At 69.2% G+C, this 18101-nt stretch carries 24 protein-coding genes; 11 read left to right on the top strand and 13 right to left on the bottom strand.

The window, feature by feature from the left end; genetic code table 11:
• Nucleotides 1-90: 90 nt before the first annotated feature.
• Entirely contained in the window at nucleotides 91-354 is a 264-nt protein-coding gene (locus ABZ854_RS33705) for a hypothetical protein (protein WP_097930480.1), read from the bottom strand.
• On the opposite strand from ABZ854_RS33705, the gene ABZ854_RS33700 reads away from it, so the two are divergent.
• The 6 genes from ABZ854_RS33700 to ABZ854_RS33675 all read left to right on the top strand — a co-directional run bounded on the left by ABZ854_RS33700 (nucleotide 269) and on the right by ABZ854_RS33675 (nucleotide 2756).
• Entirely contained in the window at nucleotides 269-913 is a 645-nt protein-coding gene (locus tag ABZ854_RS33700; RefSeq protein ID WP_361218809.1) for a DUF317 domain-containing protein, read from the top strand. The genes ABZ854_RS33705 and ABZ854_RS33700 overlap by 86 nt on opposite strands.
• 132 nt (nucleotides 914-1045) lie before the next feature.
• Nucleotides 1046-1384, top strand: coding sequence for a winged helix-turn-helix domain-containing protein (locus tag ABZ854_RS33695; RefSeq protein WP_361218806.1), 339 nt, complete (start codon nucleotides 1046-1048; stop codon nucleotides 1382-1384).
• Nucleotides 1385-1521: 137 nt separating this feature from the next.
• Nucleotides 1522-1734, top strand: a complete 213-nt coding sequence (locus tag ABZ854_RS33690; protein ID WP_093761009.1) for a hypothetical protein — start codon at nucleotides 1522-1524, stop codon at nucleotides 1732-1734.
• A gap of 88 nt (nucleotides 1735-1822) precedes the next feature.
• Complete coding sequence (locus tag ABZ854_RS33685) at nucleotides 1823-2152, top strand: esterase (protein WP_361218815.1); 330 nt, start codon at nucleotides 1823-1825, stop codon at nucleotides 2150-2152.
• A 102-nt stretch (nucleotides 2153-2254) separates the two neighbouring features.
• Nucleotides 2255-2491, top strand: coding sequence for a hypothetical protein (locus ABZ854_RS33680; protein WP_056704972.1), 237 nt, complete (start codon nucleotides 2255-2257; stop codon nucleotides 2489-2491).
• A 31-nt stretch (nucleotides 2492-2522) separates the two neighbouring features.
• Nucleotides 2523-2756, top strand: a complete 234-nt coding sequence (locus ABZ854_RS33675) for a hypothetical protein (protein WP_056704973.1) — start codon at nucleotides 2523-2525, stop codon at nucleotides 2754-2756.
• 71 nt (nucleotides 2757-2827) lie between these two features.
• Here ABZ854_RS33675 and ABZ854_RS33670 read toward each other — a convergent pair whose 3' ends face one another.
• The 9 genes from ABZ854_RS33670 to ABZ854_RS33630 all read right to left on the bottom strand — a co-directional run bounded on the left by ABZ854_RS33670 (nucleotide 2828) and on the right by ABZ854_RS33630 (nucleotide 9900).
• Entirely contained in the window at nucleotides 2828-3232 is a 405-nt protein-coding gene (locus ABZ854_RS33670; RefSeq protein ID WP_056704975.1) for a hypothetical protein, read from the bottom strand.
• A gap of 106 nt (nucleotides 3233-3338) precedes the next feature.
• Nucleotides 3339-5111 (bottom strand): mobilization protein, encoded by a 1773-nt coding sequence (locus ABZ854_RS33665; RefSeq protein WP_361218801.1) that lies wholly within the window; start codon nucleotides 5109-5111, stop codon nucleotides 3339-3341.
• Complete coding sequence (gene mobC / locus ABZ854_RS33660) at nucleotides 5111-5776, bottom strand: plasmid mobilization relaxosome protein MobC (protein WP_361218799.1); 666 nt, start codon at nucleotides 5774-5776, stop codon at nucleotides 5111-5113. The genes ABZ854_RS33665 and mobC overlap by 1 nt, the downstream gene beginning before the upstream one ends.
• A complete protein-coding gene (locus ABZ854_RS33655; protein WP_359157442.1) occupies nucleotides 5773-5997 on the bottom strand; it encodes a hypothetical protein in 225 nt (74 codons plus the stop codon). Before ABZ854_RS33655 ends, mobC begins: the two co-directional genes overlap by 4 nt.
• Before the next feature lie 102 nt (nucleotides 5998-6099).
• Nucleotides 6100-7167: a DUF2637 domain-containing protein gene (locus ABZ854_RS33650; RefSeq protein WP_361218795.1), complete on the bottom strand. Its 1068-nt coding sequence runs from the start codon at nucleotides 7165-7167 to the stop codon at nucleotides 6100-6102.
• Nucleotides 7164-7730, bottom strand: coding sequence for a WhiB family transcriptional regulator (locus ABZ854_RS33645; protein ID WP_361218793.1), 567 nt, complete (start codon nucleotides 7728-7730; stop codon nucleotides 7164-7166). The genes ABZ854_RS33650 and ABZ854_RS33645 overlap by 4 nt, the downstream gene beginning before the upstream one ends.
• Nucleotides 7731-7851: 121 nt before the next feature.
• Complete coding sequence (locus ABZ854_RS33640; RefSeq protein ID WP_361218790.1) at nucleotides 7852-8556, bottom strand: ATP-binding protein; 705 nt, start codon at nucleotides 8554-8556, stop codon at nucleotides 7852-7854.
• Nucleotides 8556-9575 (bottom strand): hypothetical protein, encoded by a 1020-nt coding sequence (locus tag ABZ854_RS33635; protein WP_361218787.1) that lies wholly within the window; start codon nucleotides 9573-9575, stop codon nucleotides 8556-8558. The genes ABZ854_RS33640 and ABZ854_RS33635 overlap by 1 nt, the downstream gene beginning before the upstream one ends.
• Nucleotide 9576: 1 nt before the next feature.
• The gene (locus tag ABZ854_RS33630) at nucleotides 9577-9900 is read right to left on the bottom strand and encodes a transcriptional regulator (RefSeq protein ID WP_361218784.1); all 324 of its coding nucleotides are present in this window, start codon (nucleotides 9898-9900) and stop codon (nucleotides 9577-9579) included.
• A 418-nt stretch (nucleotides 9901-10318) separates the two neighbouring features.
• On the opposite strand from ABZ854_RS33630, the gene ABZ854_RS33625 reads away from it, so the two are divergent.
• The gene (locus ABZ854_RS33625) at nucleotides 10319-10765 is read left to right on the top strand and encodes a helix-turn-helix domain-containing protein (protein ID WP_361218781.1); all 447 of its coding nucleotides are present in this window, start codon (nucleotides 10319-10321) and stop codon (nucleotides 10763-10765) included.
• A 39-nt stretch (nucleotides 10766-10804) separates the two neighbouring features.
• On the opposite strand, the gene ABZ854_RS33620 is transcribed toward ABZ854_RS33625, so the two are convergent.
• On the bottom strand, nucleotides 10805-11647 hold the full coding sequence (locus ABZ854_RS33620; protein ID WP_361218778.1) for a helix-turn-helix transcriptional regulator: 843 nt from the start codon (nucleotides 11645-11647) through the stop codon (nucleotides 10805-10807).
• A gap of 349 nt (nucleotides 11648-11996) precedes the next feature.
• Here ABZ854_RS33620 and ABZ854_RS33615 point away from each other — a divergent pair, with 349 nt between their 5' ends.
• The 3 genes from ABZ854_RS33615 to ABZ854_RS33605 are packed head-to-tail and all read left to right on the top strand — an operon-like array spanning nucleotide 11997 to nucleotide 14921.
• The gene (locus tag ABZ854_RS33615; RefSeq protein ID WP_361218776.1) at nucleotides 11997-12542 is read left to right on the top strand and encodes a regulator component; all 546 of its coding nucleotides are present in this window, start codon (nucleotides 11997-11999) and stop codon (nucleotides 12540-12542) included.
• Nucleotides 12543-12568: 26 nt separating this feature from the next.
• Nucleotides 12569-13729 (top strand): MAB_1171c family putative transporter, encoded by a 1161-nt coding sequence (locus ABZ854_RS33610; RefSeq protein WP_361218773.1) that lies wholly within the window; start codon nucleotides 12569-12571, stop codon nucleotides 13727-13729.
• A 4-nt stretch (nucleotides 13730-13733) separates the two neighbouring features.
• Nucleotides 13734-14921, top strand: coding sequence for a cytochrome P450 (locus ABZ854_RS33605; RefSeq protein WP_361218771.1), 1188 nt, complete (start codon nucleotides 13734-13736; stop codon nucleotides 14919-14921).
• 369 nt (nucleotides 14922-15290) lie between these two features.
• Here the strand turns inward: ABZ854_RS33605 and ABZ854_RS33600 are convergent, their stop codons facing one another.
• Nucleotides 15291-15776, bottom strand: coding sequence for a TrmO family methyltransferase (locus tag ABZ854_RS33600; RefSeq protein ID WP_361218768.1), 486 nt, complete (start codon nucleotides 15774-15776; stop codon nucleotides 15291-15293).
• An 85-nt stretch (nucleotides 15777-15861) separates the two neighbouring features.
• Nucleotides 15862-17253, bottom strand: a complete 1392-nt coding sequence (locus ABZ854_RS33595) for a Tat pathway signal protein (protein ID WP_361218765.1) — start codon at nucleotides 17251-17253, stop codon at nucleotides 15862-15864.
• 342 nt (nucleotides 17254-17595) lie between these two features.
• Between ABZ854_RS33595 and ABZ854_RS33590 the strand changes: the two genes are divergently transcribed.
• Entirely contained in the window at nucleotides 17596-18084 is a 489-nt protein-coding gene (locus ABZ854_RS33590; protein ID WP_361218762.1) for an ATP-binding protein, read from the top strand.
• The last annotated feature ends 17 nt before the right edge of the window (nucleotides 18085-18101 follow it).

Raw genomic sequence — 18101 nt, 5'->3', positions numbered from 1 at the left:
CAACGGCTCGATCCGGTCCCACATCGCATCGGTGATCACTAATCGGACAGACACATCCGATCAACTGATCACCCATCAAAGAGACACGCTCTAGCTCCGATTCTCGTCGCGGTGGCCCTCTTCGGCCCGGGGGCCCACCGCGCGGGCCAGCTCCTCCACCGTCAGCTCCACGCGCCGGCCTTCGGCGACCCGGCGCTCCACCGTCTCCTCGTCCGGCCACCGGTCGGGCTGTGCACCGACTCCCCACTGGCCGTCGGCGACCATCGCGATGTCGCCCACGGTCCAGGGCCGTCCGGCGGCGCGGATCTTGCGTTCCAGTCCGGCGCCGTCCCAGTGTCTGCTCGCCTCGGCCATCCCCTGCTCCCCTTCACCGACGTGCGGTCCCTCACCGCAACCCAGGTACGACAACCGCAGTCGCCGATCCATTCCCGTCCCGCCGATCGCTCGCTGGTGGTCTCCAGTTCGCCCACGGCAGACGGCAGCCCCGGGGAAACGACTACGCACTTCGGCATGTCACATGCCAACGTACGGGTGTCGGGAAAACCGCAGGTCAACGAAGGGATCGTCCAACCGTGAACGCCTCTGCCACCCTCCTGCCCGCCGTCGTCCGCCCCGCCGTGGAAGACCGCCAATGGCTCTCCTCCGACCACTGCGCCGCTCCGGTGCTGGACCTCTTAGACGGTCTCGGCTGGACGATCGCCGAGACCCCGGAGGCCAACATTCACATGACCAGCCCGGAAGGCGGCGTCTACGTCGGCTGGAAGACCCCTCCGCCTGGGCGCGCGAGATCGTCTGGCGCGTCCAGGTGCTGCCCGCCGACGGCGAGGTATGGGTCCAGGAGTTCGGCGTCCACACCCCTTCCGAGGCCGTCGCCGGATTCCTCGCCGCCCTCGTCACCCACTCCTCGCGCTGACCGCCGGACCACGGGGCGGGCCGACGACGGCCCGCCCCGTGCACCGCGCTCGTTCCGGCCGTCCCGGCGGACCGACACTCCTCCTATTCCTGAACGAAAGGCATTGCAATGACCATCTACTCCGATGACCTCATGAGAATCGCGAACCACATCGTCGGCTCCGGCACTGCCATGTTCGCGGCCTACGACGCCATCACAGGTACCGGCATGGCCTCGCGCGGTATCCCCCAGATGTGCTGCGCGCTGCTGCTGTACACCGCCGGGATCTTCCAGGACCACCTCCGCCGTCGCGACACCCGTGTCGTCGCCTACCTGTCCGGCAACCCCGACGCGCCCCTCTCCAAGATCAGCGCAGCCACGGGGCTGAGCCAGGAACGGGTCGCCAGCTCGCTGCAGCGCCTGCACGCCGACGGCCTGGTCGTCTCGGAGGAAGGCGCGGTTCCCCTCCCACCTCGCTATCGGCTGACCTAGTGGCTCCACCGTCGGCAGCATCTCCCAGACCACACCAAGGGCCCGAAGGCCCTACGCGACCTGCTCCGCCTCGACGCCACCTGACGATGTCCCCGCCAGTCCTGCCCCGTCCGCCCATACCGCTCTCGGAGGTTTCCGTGCCCCAGTATCTGACCGTCGGTCACCTGCTTCGCCAGCTCCTGGAACTCGACCCCAACCTGCCGGTCCGTCTCGCCGTCAACCCGGACTTCCCCTTCGCCCACTTCGTGGGGGCCGAGGTCGTCGTCCGCGACGGCAAGGCGTACATCGCCGATGACGGTCAGGAGGACTACCTCCCGGTAGGGGCGCGCGATGCCCTCACCTGGGCTTGATCGCTTCCCTACCACTACGGAGGCTTCCATCTCGTCCCTCTCGCGCCCCGCGCCTCGTCTCGCGCTGCACGATGTCGCCGTGCGCCCCATGCCGTTCGGCGTGCACAGCGCGCTTCTCCAGCGCATCTCCGCCCACCCCGACGGCCCCCTCGACATCACCTGGCTCGCTGCCGAAACCCCCCAACTTCCCCTCGGGCGCATCCGGCTGCGCTGGGAGCCCGCCTCGCGCAGCGGCTGGGACGTCACGGCGTACCTGGGGCTGACCACGGCCGAGGTGTTCCTCGGTTCCTGGCCTGCTGTCCCGGACGACTGGCCGCGCCTGGTCCGTCCGACCCTGTACGAGGTGACCGGCCTGTGCGCCGCCCTCTCATTCGCGACCGACGCACTCGACCTCTCCAACCGGCTCTCCGGAGTCTGACCGAGGACCGCCGAAGGCCGCCCCATGCCGCTCAGGCAGGGGCGGCCTCGTCGTGCGTCCACCCGTTCGTTGCGTACGCTCGACCTGACGAAGGAGAACACCATGGCCGACGACCAGAGGCTCTGGGGATACCCGGAGGTCGCCGCCCACCTGGGTATCAGCGTCGGCGCGACCCGCAGCCGCAAGAGCCGGGGCAGCCTGCCCTCGCCCGACGACGACAGCGTTCCGGACCGTCCCCGCTGGAAGCCGTCCACCTTCCAGAACTGGAGGCCGGTCGGCCGGGGATTTCGCAGCGACCTGCACAGCTCCCCCCGACAGGAGACCACGTCGACCGACTGACCGAGCGGGTGCTCGCCCGTAGGCTGCGGGCATGACACCCGACTCGCAGATGCCCTCGCCCCCGTTCCCCTCGACCGACAACGCCGTACTCGGGTTGATCGTCGGCGGAGCCATCGAGTCAGTCCGTAGCGGCGAGGCCACCGTGGAGGAGGCCATCCTGCATGCGGCGGTCCACGGCTGGTACGAGGGACACGTCCAGGGTGAAGACGAGTGCCCGGGGTGCGACTTCCGGGGTGGGCTGGCGAAGGACAGCGCACGCGGCTGAACCTCACCTGCACGCCAAGGGGCGCCACCGACATGCCGGTGGCGCCCTTCGGCGTTCCGTCTGGTGCTCGGCTACTCCAGGTAGATGCCGGCGAATACGCCGTCGAACCCGAGCGCGGTCAAGCCCGCCTCGACACTCGGGTAGGTCGTCCCGTGCGGGCCGCCGACCAGGGCATCGAAGTCGGCGCGGCCGATCTCGGGCTCGAGCCACTGGTTGCCGCACCGGCAGCGGACCCAGACGTTGCGCCCGTGGTTGATGAGCAGCCAGTCGCGTCGGGCACTGCAGGCGGAGCACATCACGGGGATGCCCCCGAGAGCGAGTTCGCGTGAGTGGCCGACGCAGCGAATTGCCCCGGGGCCGTCGGCCGACCGAGTCTCGGCCTGGAGCTGCAGCAGGGGGTCGGTACCAGTGGGGACGACGGGCAGGACGGGTGCCGGCTCCGTGGTGCGGGTGGTGGTTCTGAGCACGAGCGTCATCTCCCGGTTGTCGGTCCTGTCTTCATCCGTAACAGCCGGTGGAACCGGCTGTCCATACATTTCGCAGCGTCCGCTCGGACGGTGGTCTACGTCCGGTTCGACGTGGTCAGCGACGTGGCGAGCGGCGGTTTGGGTCTTGAGCAGTCCCGAGCGGTGCGGCTGCCGTCGTGTTTCGTTCACTGGTGCGGTTGCTCGGCGTGGTGGCCTGGCGGGTGGCGGCCTGCGGACGACGGGCACCGTCACCCGGGTGTGCAGGGAGCTGGGCGATGCGCCGCAGGCGCCAGACCAGGACGTCGTTCACGTCGTCGGCGCTGTCGAGTTCGCGCATGTCGATGGCCTGGCGCAGGAGGGCTTCGGAGTCATGGCCTGCCCGCTCGGCCTGGGCGAGGGTGGCGACCAAGGCATCGGTCCTCGCTTCCGTGCCTCCTGCCCGTACGACCTTCTCGGGCAGGACGGCGCGAAGGGAGGCCTCGTGCATGAGGCGCTGGGCGTCAGGAAGGGCGCGGCCTTGGTCGTGCAGCATGCGCATCGGGGTGGCGGCGGCCTGCCGGTAGGCGGTGCGCAGGTGCGCGGCGGCTTGTCGGGAGGCGTGGGCCTGCTGGGCGTGTCCGCGGGCGGAGTGCCAGCGGGCGGCGGCGAGGGTGACGAGGACGAGGGTGGAGACGAGCATGGCGGTGGTGCCGCCGTCCTCGCCTCGGCCGAGCGCCCCGCCGGCCTGGACGATGCCTCGGGCGGCTGAGCGGAGAGCCCGGGTGTCGGCGCGTTCGGCGCGGACGTGGCTGCGGGTTGCCCGCTCGAAGGCGCGAGCTGCGGCGGCCAGCTCGGCGCGGGTGGTGGCCGGTGAGGTCTGGGCCACCGCGTCGAGGAGTTCTCCGACGCCGACGAGCTGGGCGGCGTCCTGGCCGTCCTCGTCGCGTTCCAGGAGCGTGGCTGAGCGCTCGGCGATGACGGTGGCGTTGCGTCGTTGACGGGCGGGCGGTGACCAGTTCGTCCGGTCAGCGGCGGCCGCGGGCGCGCTCGGCTCGGCGGCCCCGTCGGTGAGGCGCAGGCGGATCTTCGGAAGGGAGAGGTCGGGGGCCAGTTTGGAGCCGGGGTACCAGACCGGGTCTCCGTCGCGGTTGCGGTCGCCGGGCAGGGCCACGTTGTAGCCAAGCGCGTCACCGGACGGAGCGTGCCGCAGCTTCACCCGCGCCCCCGCCTCTCGGAGTCGCGTGAAGAACTCCTCTTCCGAATCCGCTCCCGCCACGGCTCGACGGACGGCCTCACGGAGCGTCTCGCGCGAGGTCTCCGGGCGGCCGGTGCGCTCGGCCTTGAACTTCTCGGCGCTGCTGGGGTTCTTCGCTGCGGTTCCGTCGCCCGCGTTCAGGCGCCGCAGGCCCATCTCCTTCTCGATGCGTCGGCATTCGGCCTGGGCCTTGTTGAAGTCGTAGTTCAGGCGCGGGTTGCGCAGGTCACCGCGTACGAGGGTGGCGACTATGTGGATGTGGTCCTCCGCGTGGCGGACGGCGATCCACCGGCAGCCGTCGGGGTCTCCGGCCGGGGCGATGCCGGTGGCGTGGACGATGCGCTGGGCTACGGCGTTCCACTCCTCGTCGTCCAGCCGCCGGTCCCCGGGGGCGGTGCGCACCGAGCAGTGCCAGACGTGCTTGGCGGGCGCGCGGTCGCCGGCCTGCTTGACCCGCAGGTCCAGGGCGGCGGTGAGCCGGGCGAGGGTGACCTTCGGGTCGGGGTCGAGGCTGGTGTCGCGGCCGGGGTCGGGGGCGAAGCCGTCCCAGGAGCCGACGAGGTGTGCGTCGGTGTGCTCCTCGCGCCGTCCGGGGCCGTAGAGGTAGACGAGGAGGCCGTGGGTGCGCGAGCCGCGCCCGATGTCGGGAACCATCACAGCCGCCGGGTCACCAGGTCGTTCGCCGCGTCATCGACGCGTGCGAGAAGTCCTGTCAGTGCGCCCAGCGCGTGTTCGAGTTCACCGGCGCGCGGGTGGCCACCGCTGTTGAGGACGAAGGCGATCTGGTTGATGTTGTTGCCGATCCGGGCCAGCGCGGTGCGCAGGGCGGCGAGTTCGTCGATGGCGGTGTCGAGCTGGTCGTTGCTGTGCACGGCGGCGCATCCGCGGGCGGCGCTCAGGCCGGAGACGGCGAGGAAGCGGGCGACGGTGACGCCGCGCTTGGTGGCGGCGTCGGTGATCTCGGATTTCTCGGTGTCGGAGAGGCGGGTGGTCGTCTTGCGGGTGCGCTCGCTGGGGTTGCGGGTGCGGCGGCGCGGTTTGCGGTCGGGGTAGGCGGGCGTGCTCGGGCGCGGCTGCTCGCGGTGGTCGTCGCGGTCGGCTTCTCCCCCGGTGACCGGCGCCCCCTGGTGCCGGTTGCCCGGCTGGTCCCCGTGCGCCCTCGCTCGGGGACCAGCCGGGCTTCCCCCGCCCTCCTGGGCGGGGGCAAGTGCGTACGTCGGGCCGTAGGACCGTCGTACGCGATAGCTTGCTCCGCCAGGAGCCGTGGTGGGGTCACGCTGCTGTCCAGCGCTGGTGCCCACCGGGTCGTTGGTGTTCACCGGCTCGTCTCCGGGTCCTGCTGCTGGATTTCGCGGACGAGTTCCTCGATCCAGTCCATGGCCAGGACGGGGTGGTGCAGGGTCCAGGGCCGGTCGTGCTGCTCGCGTTGCACGATCCAGGTGGTGTCGGGGCCGGACTGGACGCGGTGGAGGTGTCCGTGCTGGTGCAGGACGGTCAGCCAGGAGTCGACTTCGGCGGGCGTGGCCGGGTGAGTGCGCATCGGGTGCTCTCCGCTTCTGCTGGGGCGGGGTGTGTCGCTGACATGCGGAGTGGGTGACCGGCCGGGGTGACCGGTTCGGTCACCCACTCCGTGGAGGTTCGGTCAGGGCCGGGAGGAAGTGACCGGCTGGCGGTGCTGCTCGCGGAGCTGAGCCATCAGCGCGGTCAGGGTGTCGCTGGACAGCGGGATCTGCTGACCTCGGATCGCCTGGGCGACCACCTTGCGGGTCAGTTTGTCCTCGGCCCTGACCGCCGACCGGGCGATCGCCAGCAGCTCCTCGGTGTCCGGGTCAGGACGCCGGTCACCAGTCGACCGAGCGGCCCGGTCAGTGACCGGCGATGAGGTGACCGGCGGGGCACTGACCGCCGCCGGGCTGTCCTGGTCATCACCTACCGGGGCCGCACTGCTGGGGCGGTCAGTGACCGTCCGGCCCTTGTCCGCCTGTCCCGGCAGGTCAGGGGCACCGTGGCTGCGGTTGTGGTGGTCGGTGACCGACTGGCCGCTGGACGCCGGGGTCGAGTCTCCGGTCACTGACCGGGCGGCGGTGTCCTCGTCGGTCGGGGACAGCGGCAGCCGGTTGGTCAGAGCGGTGACCGACTGACCGGACTTGACCTGACCGACCGCTGACCGCTGCTGACCGGCTCGGTCGGTCCGGGTGACCTCGATAGCGTCGCTGCGGTCGGTCTCACCGAGGTGACCGGGCTGACCGAGGTTCTGCCGGCCAGAGTCCTCGACCGGGCCCCGGGCAATGAGGATGTAGAGGTGAACCGCTCCGGCCAGCGCGAGCGGGGCGATGGTGGAGAGCACCGCGACCACCGCGTCACCGAGTTGGAGGCCGGTGCCGGCGACCGTGACCTGGTTGATGCGCACCGCGTGGAGTGCGTTGGCCCAGATACTGGCGGCGGTGGCCGTACCGAAGAGCGTCCAGACGTAGAGCCGGGCGCGCAGAGGTGCGTTGCGCAGGACCAGGAGGGCTCGGATGCCGTAGGCGATGAACCCGTCGATCACCAGGGGAAACAGGTAGGTAAGGAAGCCTCGGATGTGGATGGCCACGGCCATCTGCTGCAGGGCGTCGTACGACAGCGCGCACCCCGCGCCCCCGAGCGCCACGACAGCCGCGCGGTCCCACCCGGATATGTGCGCCGTCTTCGACGCGCTTGCGATGTTCATGCCGCCGTCCCGAAGTCGTCGCGGACCAGGCGCTCGCCGCTGGTCTCGGGGGGTGTGGTGTTGGTGGTGGGCTGATTCAGGGTTCGGTTGCGCTCGGCCCGGCGGATCTCGCGGTACCGCTTCTTGGCGTGCTCCTCGGTGACCTTCAGAAGCCAGGCCAGGCGCTGCTCGCTTACGCCGTGGCGGTAGGCCGCGTACTCGACCGCGCGGCGCTCCGCATGGGTGAGGTGCACGTCGCGCCCGGCGATGGTGGCATTGACGCGGCTGTAGTCGAGGCGGCTGGCGAGCTTGTCGTGCAGCGGCCCGCGCTCCTCCTCCGTCAGGCCGCCACGGATCCCGTCGGTGTCACCCCCTTCGAGAGCGGCGTCCAGGCAGGTGCGACGGACCGGGCACTGGCCGCACAGGGCCTTGGCCGTTGCGATCTTGGTGGTCTCGTCGGGTTCGGGGAAGAAGACTTCGGGGTCCACCGGGTTGTACTCGGTGCTCTGACAGACGGCGTCGGCCTGCCAGGTCTGGTCGCCGAGCTGGCGGTGGTTGGCGGGGCCGTTCATCGTGCTGGTCATGCGGGGTGCTCCGATCGCTCTCCGCGCGCAGTTGCGTCGGCGGAGAGGTGCGCTGGCGGTAGGTGTCCCGGGTGGGGACGGCGCTGCGAGGGCGCGGTCCGGCGGGGTGGCTTGTGGAGGGTCAGGCGGCGGCGCTGTGGCGTCTGCGGTCGACGGCCTGGAACTCGACTCGGGTGGTCATCTGCGCGAGCCTGCTGGCGACGCGATCCCCGAGGTAGGAGCGCAGGTCCTTGATCGCCAGGTTGGTCGTGATCAGCGTGGGGAGTTCGTAGTTGTACCGCCGGTTGATCAGCCGGTACGTCACTTCCTCGACCCACTCGCTCGCCTTGGCCGCGCCGAGGTCGTCGATGATCAGCAGCGGGCAGCGGCTGACCGCCGCCAATTCCCGCTCACTGTCGATTCCGGGCCGGGGGCGGAGATCGGCGTAGAGGTCGGCAGCGGTGGTCGAGCGCCAGCGAACACCGACCCCGCTGTTGACCAGCGCCCGGACTGCGCCGTACGCCTGGTGTGTCTTGCCCGCGCCTACGACCCCGGCCATCAGCAGGCTAGGTCCGGTGGTGACCTGTCGTCGGGCTCCTCGGCTGGGGGCGACGGCCGCGTCGATGACCTTCCGGGCCCACTCCAGGACCGTGGGGTGGTCTGCGACAGCCGCTTGATAACGCGGGGGCATCCCGGCGAGCAGGGCGTCCAGCGGCGAGAAGGGCTCGGCGTCGTCCGGCAGCGCGGCGTCGGCCGGGTCGATGTTGCGGGCGGCCAGGATCCTGGCCATGCGCTCCAGCGTGGCTTCGTTGCCGAGGAGCTGCGGTTCGCGCTGACGGGTGTGCATCACAGCTCCTCGGCATAGGCGGCGGAAGCGTTGGCCGGGTTGGTCCACGCCTGGTGGGCGGGCACGGTAGGCCGGATTCCCGGCCGCGCCAAACCGCCGGGGCGAGCGTTCATTGCCTCGTTGACCATGCTGGTCAGCACGCTCGGGTGCTTGGGGTTGGCCGTGAAATTCGCCAGCCCGGCTCGGATGTGCGCCGGTGCGATGCCCTCGTCCAGGAGCTTCTTGATGATCCGTCCGAGGTGCCCGATCACGTCGCTCGGGGGGCGCTGGTCGCACCCGGCGACGTACTCCCCGACGAGGTCCTTGGCGGAGATGCCGGCTGCGGGCGCTATGCGCCCCGTAGGGACAAGAGATCCAGGATCCAAGATCCTAGATCCAGGCGCCGAGCCTTCGGGGAGGCTTCGGGGAAGATTCGGGGAGCCCCCCGAGACGACCCTCTGACCTGCACTTTTAACTCCGGACCGCGCCGGTGCGCCGTTGGTTCCGTCGGCAGCCTCCTGCCGGTCGGCGGCGGGCCCACCTACCTGGTCCGGCACCGTCGAGGCGGGTACGGCAGGCAGATCGAGGGCTCGGGGAGCCCTTCCCGAGCCCTCGGCGAGCCCTCGGGGAGTAGCGGGCGAGCCGTCCGCCTTCCGGGTGCAGGATCCCTTGCAAGGTGCGCACCGGTCGGCAGCCTGGTGCTGCGGGCACGAGGGCAGGCGTGACTGGCTCGCCTTGTCGATCTTCTGGTGCTCGGACCAGGTGACGACGTGGAGGTAGCGGCGGCCGTCGCAGCCGGTGTACCGGCAGAGCAGGCCCGCGTTGGCGAGTTGCTGGAGGTCGTCCTCGACGTGGACCGAGGTGTGCTCGGCCCGCAGGGGCCAGAGCAGCCCCGCGATGATCGCGGCGTTGTCGCGGTGGCGGCCGTGGTCGTCGGCCTGGGTGAGGAGGCCGAAGAAGGTCCGTTCCGCCTCGACGCTCACCTCGGCGAGCGACTCGGAGAAGAACGCCTCCGGCTTGATGGTCCGGATCCTCGCCATATCAGCGGCCCCGACCGACGACGAGGTCGCTGCGGGTGAGGGTCGCGGTGGCGAGGTCGAAGGTGTGAGGGCGGGTCCAGTTCACGTCCGGCCAGACCCGCATGACCCAGCGTGCCGCGACGCTGGCGGTCGTCCGGCTCAGCTCGACGGTCGCCCCACCCGCGTCCTTGGCGATGGCGTGTGGATGGGGCCACGTCTGCGCCGGGTCGCTGAGGCCGACACGGAGGGTGGCCGCTCCGGGGATCATGTCGGCGAGCTGGGCCGCGAGGCGGTGCTGGCGAGCCGTGTTCGGGCATGCCGGCGTTTCGCTCGGCGTGGCGAGCATGCGATACTCCGTCTTTCGTAGGAGCGCGGTGCGGCGGTTCTCGTGCAAAAGCCCCGCCGCCCGCGAGATGTGAATCGGCACCCTTCGGGGTGTCGGCCCGGCGCTTGGGAGTTGGTAGCTCCCGGGCGCCGGTTTTCCGTCCTCCAGGGGTTCATGGACCCCGCGTCTTGCATCGCTTCCTCCTTGCGTCGCGATCGCTGCTCCCCCTGCGCGGGGACCAGCACCATACGGCGAGCCCCGGCACAAGTCCATCTCTCACACCTGACCTGACCAGGCACGCAACATTTCAGTGTGGGATAGCGAAGGTCAACGTACACCGCAATTGTCATATCGCGTCAACTGTGATGGTGAAGTCTGACCTCCAGAGGTGCACGATCACCACCGGAGTGGATAGCATCGGAGCGACGAAGGGCTGGAGATGACCGAGAAGAACGCGCGGACCTTCGCGGAACTGCTCGACGCCCTGTTCCGTGAGGTGCATCCGACCGGGCGCGGACCCTACACGTATGCGGAGGTGTCGCAGGGCGTGCAGGAGGCGACGGGATTCTCCATCTCCGCGAGCGCCATCCAGCAGCTTCGGACCGGGAAGAACGAGAACCCGAAGATGGCCACCGTCCGTGCGCTGGCCGCCTTCTTCGGCGTACCCCCCAGCTACTTCTTCGAGGAGGAGGTGGCCGAACGGACACTGGCCGAGGTCGGGTTGGTCGCGGCGATGCGGGATGCGGACGTCCGCAGAGTCGCGCTGCGCGCCAACGGGCTGAGCACCAGCAGCCTGGAGATGGTGACGGCCGTGATCGACCAGGCCCGGCGACTGGAGGGCATTCCGGAGGACTCCGTCGACTCCGGCCTGCTCGACGAGGACTGAGCAGGCCCCCTCGGAGCCAGGCCGCGTCGTCGTGGCCGATCAGCTGGCAGCCGCTTCGGGACTTTCCTCCATCAGCACGGTGATACGGAGTCTGTCGCTGCGCGCGGGCCGGAGGGAGATCGTGCGGACGGCGACCTCGCGGCCTTGGTGGTACGGCAGCCTGAGCCTGCGCAGAGCACCGTCACCGTGGTCGACCAGCTCCCGCCGGTCCCAGATCGTTCGCGCGGTCGTCGACCCCGCCAAGATGTCCCGCTCGAGACGCCTCAGGGGCTCGTTGTCCGGGTGATTGCCTCGCTCGTACCTAATTTGCCCCAAGTAGGGCCGGGCCCAGTCCTCTTCCCAGTCCAGCAGTTGCTCGCGGGCCTCAGGACTGAGAAACGTCCACCGCATCTGGTTGGCCTCACGGACCGCCCCGGGGAACCACAGCCGAGCGGGTTCGTTGTAGCCGACCATGTTCCACGCCAGGTCCGTTACCACGGCGGGATCTGGTGCCTGACGGTCGACGAGCCGCTGGAGCACCTCGTCCATCTCCGCTGTCGCGTCCGCCTCCGGCACCGCGGCGAGAGCCGGTGGACGCCCTACAGCGCGCACATACAGCGCGTGACGCTCCGCGCGACTCAGCCGCAGCGCCGCCGACACGCGGTCGAGAAAGTCCGCGGAGTATCCGGCGTCCCTTCCCTGCTCCAGCGCGCCGTACCACCGTGCGCTGACGCCGGCCAGCCGGGCCACATCACCGTGCGTCAACCCCTTCCCCCGCCGACCGTGCACAGGCAGCCCCGGGAAAGTGCGCGGGTCCGCGCGCCGGCGCCACGACCGCAGCAGCTCGGGCAGGGACTCCTCGCCGAAATCGCCGATGTCGCCCTGGCCGCCCCGGGAGTCCATGTGCATAAGCGTAGGCCCAGAGCAGGTGATTTGGGCCATAACGCAGGCGGAAAAGGCGCCCAAAGATCATGAATACGTCATTCAGAGTAGTCAGACATAACGGGTGGTCGCCTATTCAATCAAACGCATCGCCTAGTGCAACTCCCTGTCCGCGCACCGGATCATCGGGTTGAGCCGCCATCCGATAGCGCAGACCCTCCAGTCGGCGCCAAGCAGGACACGCCAGTGCGTCGTCACTGACTGTAACTGGAACCAGTCGTTCCTGGAAGCGCGAGTTCCAGCTGATTCTTGGCATTCTCCTGCCATCGCCGAGCAAGCCGGCGCACTGTCCGGGCCGAGGGGGAACGATATGCCCTTGCTAGAAATCGACGGGAGTCGACTGCGTACATGGTGTGAGGAGCAGGTCGACCGCCTGCACCTTCCCCATCGCTTCACTACACGCGAACTGCGTGAATCCATAGCGACGCTTCGCGGCAAGCCCATTGTGTTGAAACCTCTGAATACGCTCGGCGCCATGGATGCGCCTTGCGGCATCAGGCTGGAGACACCTGCGGCTGACCTCTTGTTCTACGAGGAGGGAACGTCCGTCAATCACCAGCGGCACATCCTCACCCATGAGCTGTGCCACGTGTACTGCGACCATCCCGGAAGCGTGGAGATCGACGCCGACGCGGTCCACGCCTTCGGGGTGAACCCCACCTTGGTGATGCGCATGTCCGGACGCACCAGCTATTCGACGGCCGATGAACTCGAGGCAGAAATGATGGCTACGGTCATTCGTCAGCGCATCTACCGCGAGCGTGAATCGTCATCCCGTCAGCCTGGAAAGGGTTCGGACAGCTGGGACGCGCTCTTCGCCCAGCCCATCAGGAAGGGTCGGTTCGGCTCACGATGAATGCTGTCTTCCTTGGCCTGGCCAGCATGCTCGCGGCGGCTGCCGGCTACTGGATCCTCGGCCGCGGAACACCCCGCCCGACCGGCACTTGGACCATGGGAGCGCTCCTGGGCTCGTTCGCCGTGGCCTTCGCCTGCTACTCACCGCTGGTCGGGGGCGTTGTCGAGGAGGTCGTGCCGCACATGGCCCGACTGCTGAGCAACTGCGCCTCGTTGGGGGCTGCTACCGCGGCCCTGGCCGTTTCCTTCCAGCTCAACCTTGAACCAGCGCAGGCCCGACGTCGCGTCCGACTGCGCCTGGTCCTCTTCGCCGCCTCGACTGTCGGAATGACGGTGCTGTTCATTGGGGAGCAGATGGCCCACCGCTCGCCCCAGGTGTACGCGCTCTACCTGCTCCTGTTCATCTCCTACCTCGGCTTCGCCGTCATCGACTTCGCACAGCAGGCCCTGCGGCAGTCGAAGGCGACCCGTCGGAGCAGCGTCCGGCTCGGCCTGCGCCTGGCGGCATGCGGTTGCGCCTTCGCTCTGGTGTACATCGCGTACAAGCTGACGGTGCTCGTCTCACTCGGGTTCGGTTTCCCGTTGGTCCCCGACCACTCGGAGTGCTCGTCGCTGGTGGCGGCCCCCTGCGTGTTCAGCGTGGCCTCGCCCGCACTGGCTGTACTCCTGATCTGTGTCGGTCTCACGCTGCCCGCCGTCGCCTACCCGGTCGCCCAGTTCCGTCGCCGTCGCTGGGAGAAGCGGTCCTTCGAGGCCCTCGCGCCACTCTGGCGTGACCTGTCGCAGGCCATGCCGCAGATCGTCCTCTCCGCCGGCGGCCAGGGAGACGAGTCGGTCGAGGACCCCGACTTTCTTCTCCAACGACGGGTGATCGAGATCAGCGACGGGATCCTCGCTCTCCGCCCGTACCGTTCACAGCAGGTGGAGGAAGCCGCAGCCAAGGCTTCGCCCGGCCAGGGTGCGAGAGAGGCCGCGTTCGTGGAGGCGGCCGTCGTCAAGGCTTCGTTGGCGGCCATGCGAACAGGCACCCTCCCCCGGGTGATTGCTGCCCCGGCGACAACGGACGCCTCCGCTCGGAAGAGCCTCCGGGACGACACGGAGTGGCTCCTGCTGGTGGCCGATGCCTACACGCAGCACGCCGCTGTGCGTGTCGCCGACGACGGCCTGCCCGAGCCGGTTGGAGTCTGATGGCATGAGCGACCCGACGACCGACCCAGCGTTCCTACGCGATCCGTATCCGGCCTACGCCGCCCTGCGCTCGCGATGCCCGGTGCAGCAGGTGCCGACCGGCTCGGGCGGGCACAGCAGTTACCTGGTCACGGGGTTCGAGGAGGCCCGGGACGCTCTCGCGGACCCGCGGCTGTCGAAGAACACGGCGGCGTTCTTCGCCGGCAAGGAGTCGGGGCGCCGCATCCACCCGGCCGTCGCGCACACCATGCTGGCCACCGATCCGCCGCAGCACACCCGCCTGCGCAGGCTGGTGACGGGCTCGTTCACCACCCGCGCGGTGGACGAGCTCCGACCGTTCATCGCCAGGACCACCGACGCGCTGCTGGACCGCTGGCCGGCCGGCGGCCCGGTCGACCTCGTCGCTGAGTTGGCGGTGCCGCTCCCCGTCATCGTGATCTGCGAACTGCTCGGGGTCCCGGAGCCGGACCGCGCGGAGGTCCGCCGGTGGTCCGGCGAGCTGTTCGCCTCCGGGGCACCGGCCGTCATCGACGCCGCCTCCCACTCCCTGGCGGACTACATGACCGGCTTGATCGCCGACAAGCGCTCCCGACCGGGCAACGCGCTGCTCGACCGCCTCATCGCGGCCCGCGACGGGGACGACCGGCTCTCCGAGGAGGAACTGGTCTCCCTGGGCGTGCTGCTCCTGGTCGCCGGCCACGAGACGACGACCAATTTCCTCGGCAACGCCGTCCTGTCCCTGCTGCTGCATCCCGCGGAACTTCAGCGTCTCCGACAACACCCGGACGAGATCCCCTCGGCGCTCGACGAGCTGCTCCGGTACGACTCGCCGGTCAGCAGCGCGACGTTCCGGTTCACCACGGAGGCCGTCACGCTCGGCGGAACCCACATCCCCGCGGGCAAGCCGGTACTGGTCGCCATCGGTGCCGCGAACCGTGATCCGGCACGCTGGCCGGCACCGGACACACTGGACCTCGACCGGAGCCCTGCCGGCCACCTGAGCTTCGGGCACGGGATCCACCGGTGCGTCGGGGCGCCCCTCGCCAAGGCGGAAGCGGACATCGCACTCCGGAAGCTGCTCACCCGGTTTCCCGACCTGCGGCTCGCTGTGTCGACCGAGCATCTCGTTTGGAGGAGAACACGCCTGGTACGGGGCCTCACGGCGCTACCTGTCCTTGCATCACGAACATAGCTGGCGGGTGAATACGGCTGGATACACGCTGCCCACCACCGGACGAGAGGGCACACCTTCGACCTGCGGCCGGATACTTCGGGCTCGGGGCGCGTCGGCCAGGGCCGGTACGTGCACGTCGCCGGTCCGAGCAAGCATCCATCTTCCCGAGCAGCGCCACGGCCCCTGCTTCACGACGGTCACGGTCCAAGGGCGTCCGGCCGCCCTGCCGTGACCAAAGAGCGCGCGGTGGCAGGCGGTGAGTGCTGGTATTGGCGCGGGCGGCGGGACGTATCACCGTACGGATGCAGGTGCCGCTGCGTTTGCAACGAAAAGGGACGCTGCTGCAGCAGTCTGTGTGCCTCTTTCGGGCGTGAAGATGCCTTCTAGTCAGCGTTCACCGGCGTTCCGCCAGTAGTCCGTCAGCATCTCACCGGGCCAGAGAGGCTGGCTGACGGCACCCCTCGGCAGGAACTCCTCGAAGACCGCCACGAGGTCCACCACCAAGCTGCCGTCGTCGGCGTCGAGGTCAGTGACGTGCAGGTCCCGTCCTTCCACGCGGAGCAGTCGCGGGAACGAGGTCGCCAGGCGGGCCGGCCGGCGGTGGTTGTGATGGACGAAGGTTCCCGTGGCCGGCCACGCCGGGTTGTTTCGCGGGCTGCGCGCGTGCAGGGCGACGTCATCAGGAGAACCGAAGTTGAAGAACCAGGTGACCTGGAGGTGAGAGAACTCCTCGATCCCCTGCAGAGTCTCTTCCGGGTACTCCGGGCGCAGCCGAATGATCGACTCCACACCGCCCTTAAAGTCGTCGAGGCGCCCCTTGTGGCCCCCGACCACCTCGGCGATCACCGGCACCTCGATGGACTTTGTGGACACAGGTTCCCCCTTCTCCGCTCACGGCACGGCACGGCACGGCACGGCGGTCAGCCACAGTATGCCCGCCTTCACCACCATGGCACCGTCAGGCTACTCGTTCGAGTACGGCCTTGGCGCGCTCGTCGATCTCCGCCGCAACGCCGATTCCTCGATTACGGAAGGGAGACAGCACCCGACGCATATTCACGGCCGCCTCGCGTGCTCTGCCCGACTGCACGCCTTCCATCGCATCCAGTGCCTGTGCCCATGTGTGGCATGCGGCCTCCACGTTGCCCTTGCGGGCCTGCACCGTGCCCATGTAGCCCAACGTCACCGCGTGGGTCCGACTGAAGGTATCGGCCTTCCTGGTCAGCACGCTGTTGTTGAAGTCTCGAAGGGCTCCGTCGAGATCGCCGAGTGTCCACAGAGTGCGAGCGGTCTCATGGCACAGGGAAGCCCGCTGGAAGAACCACACCCGACTCGGATCCTCGTCGCCGACGTCCGTTGCAGCGAGGTCATCCTCGGCCCTGAGAAGCGCTGCGATCGCGGCACGCCTCTGCCCGTCGGCGGCAAGGCTGCGTGCCTGCACCACTCCGAGCAGTGCCCGCTCACGGGGGGTCGCCAGCGTGTACCGCTTGCGGTCGACGGAGGCGCTGGCGAGGTCGACGGCAGCCTCGGGGTGGCCGAGGTCCGTTGCCTGGTGAGCCATGGCTCGCAGGATGTGGCCGGCGAGGGGAGCGTCATCGGCCTCAGCCGCTAGCTTCAGGGCTAACGTGAAGTAGCGACGCGCGGCCTCGTGGTGGGAGGCATCGAAGCTCATCCAGCCGGCGACGTACACCGCCTCGGACGCAGCGGCTAGCAGGGCGCGACGGGTGTCATCGCTGGTGAATGCCCCTCCGACGTACCTGGCCACGTCATCGACGAGGTACTGATAGAGGGCCGTACGGCCGTCCATGCCGCCGTGGCGCTGGTCTCTTCGAGAGAAGAACTCTGTCATCTCACGCACAGCGCTGACTTCGGCGGCCCCGACCCTGCGGCTCGTCGCGGCGGGGCGAGACTTCGCCCGTCGGGGAGCTTCGTCCCACCACTGCTGTTCGGGCAGAACCAGGCCACCGACCGAGTAGGCGGCGCCGGCCAGCAGGCGGCGGCGTTCGAGGTCCACGTCGCTTCTCCCCAGGTCTACAAGCGCAGTCAGCGTATCGACGTTCCACTCCGATGCCGCAACACCCGCACCTGCACCCGGCCCGGAGAGTCCGATCTCCGCGGGAGTGATGGGGCGTTGAAGTCGCCGGGACAACGTCTCGCACAAGATAAGGGGCGCTCTGCCCGAGGGCTGTGTGCCCGCCACCCACATGGCGACGTGCGAGCGGCTGGTGCCCAGCAGTTCTTTCGCTCCTACCTCGGTCGCGACCCTCACCAAGGCAGCGGCCACTTTCTGCTGCGACCAGCCTGTTTCCGCGATCGCGTCGGCCAGCTTCACGTTCCGCTCGCGCGCCATCGTCTACCTCGGTTCACCAAAACGATCTTTGACGGGTTTGACGGTCCCCGCTGCCGCCCGGAGGTACCGCCGCGATGTGATCCACGGTTCGCTCATGGACAACGAAACCACCAACTCCCCTTGCCCGTGAGGAAACCGGTGAAGACCAGCCACACGACTGGCACCGCTGCCCGGACTGTGTCCGGCGACGGCCGCGCTCCCGGCCGGATGTCCGGCGTACGGCACCTCGCCCACCCTCTCCGGTGGCCGTGCTCGTGCAGAACCTCCGCCGCTTCGACCACTCCGACAAGACCGCCGATCGAGTCCTCCGCGGACTCAAGCACCAGTTGTGAGAAGGCGAGCATGGACCGAATCAAACCGCTGGACAGCGTGATCAGCGCTCCCGAACAGCAGAAGAGCCTGACTCTCGCCGCCAACGACAGGGCACCGGGCAAGGCACGATCCTTCACCCGGGAAGCGCTGACGGAGTGGAGGGCGGAAGACCTCCTGGACCAGGCCGTGCTGATCGTCAGCGAGCTCACAACTAACGCAGAGCGGCACGGCGGAACGCCGAACGTTGACCTGAGTCTCCCGCCCAGACTGGACGGCGAGCCCATCGAAGAGATCACGCTGACGGTAGCCCTGCAGGCCGGTGTTATGCGGATCGAGGTCGAGGACAACTCCCCCGAGCCCCCGGTGCCTCAGATGGTTCCGCTCTGTTCCACCAGCGGACGGGGCCTACACCTCGTGTCGGCAGCAGCCGACGCCTGGGCTTCCTGGCCCAAGCAAGACGGACGTGGCAAGAGAGTGATCGCTCTCGTGAGGCGCCCCGAATCGCCCTTCACCTCCTGACCACCTTCCCTTGGAGA

It is taken from the genome of Streptomyces sp. NPDC047028, from assembly GCF_040644095.1.
Classification (GTDB): domain Bacteria; phylum Actinomycetota; class Actinomycetes; order Streptomycetales; family Streptomycetaceae; genus Streptomyces.
Note: the sequence above shows the minus strand (reverse complement) of the source record. Positions and strands in the feature narration are given on the sequence as shown.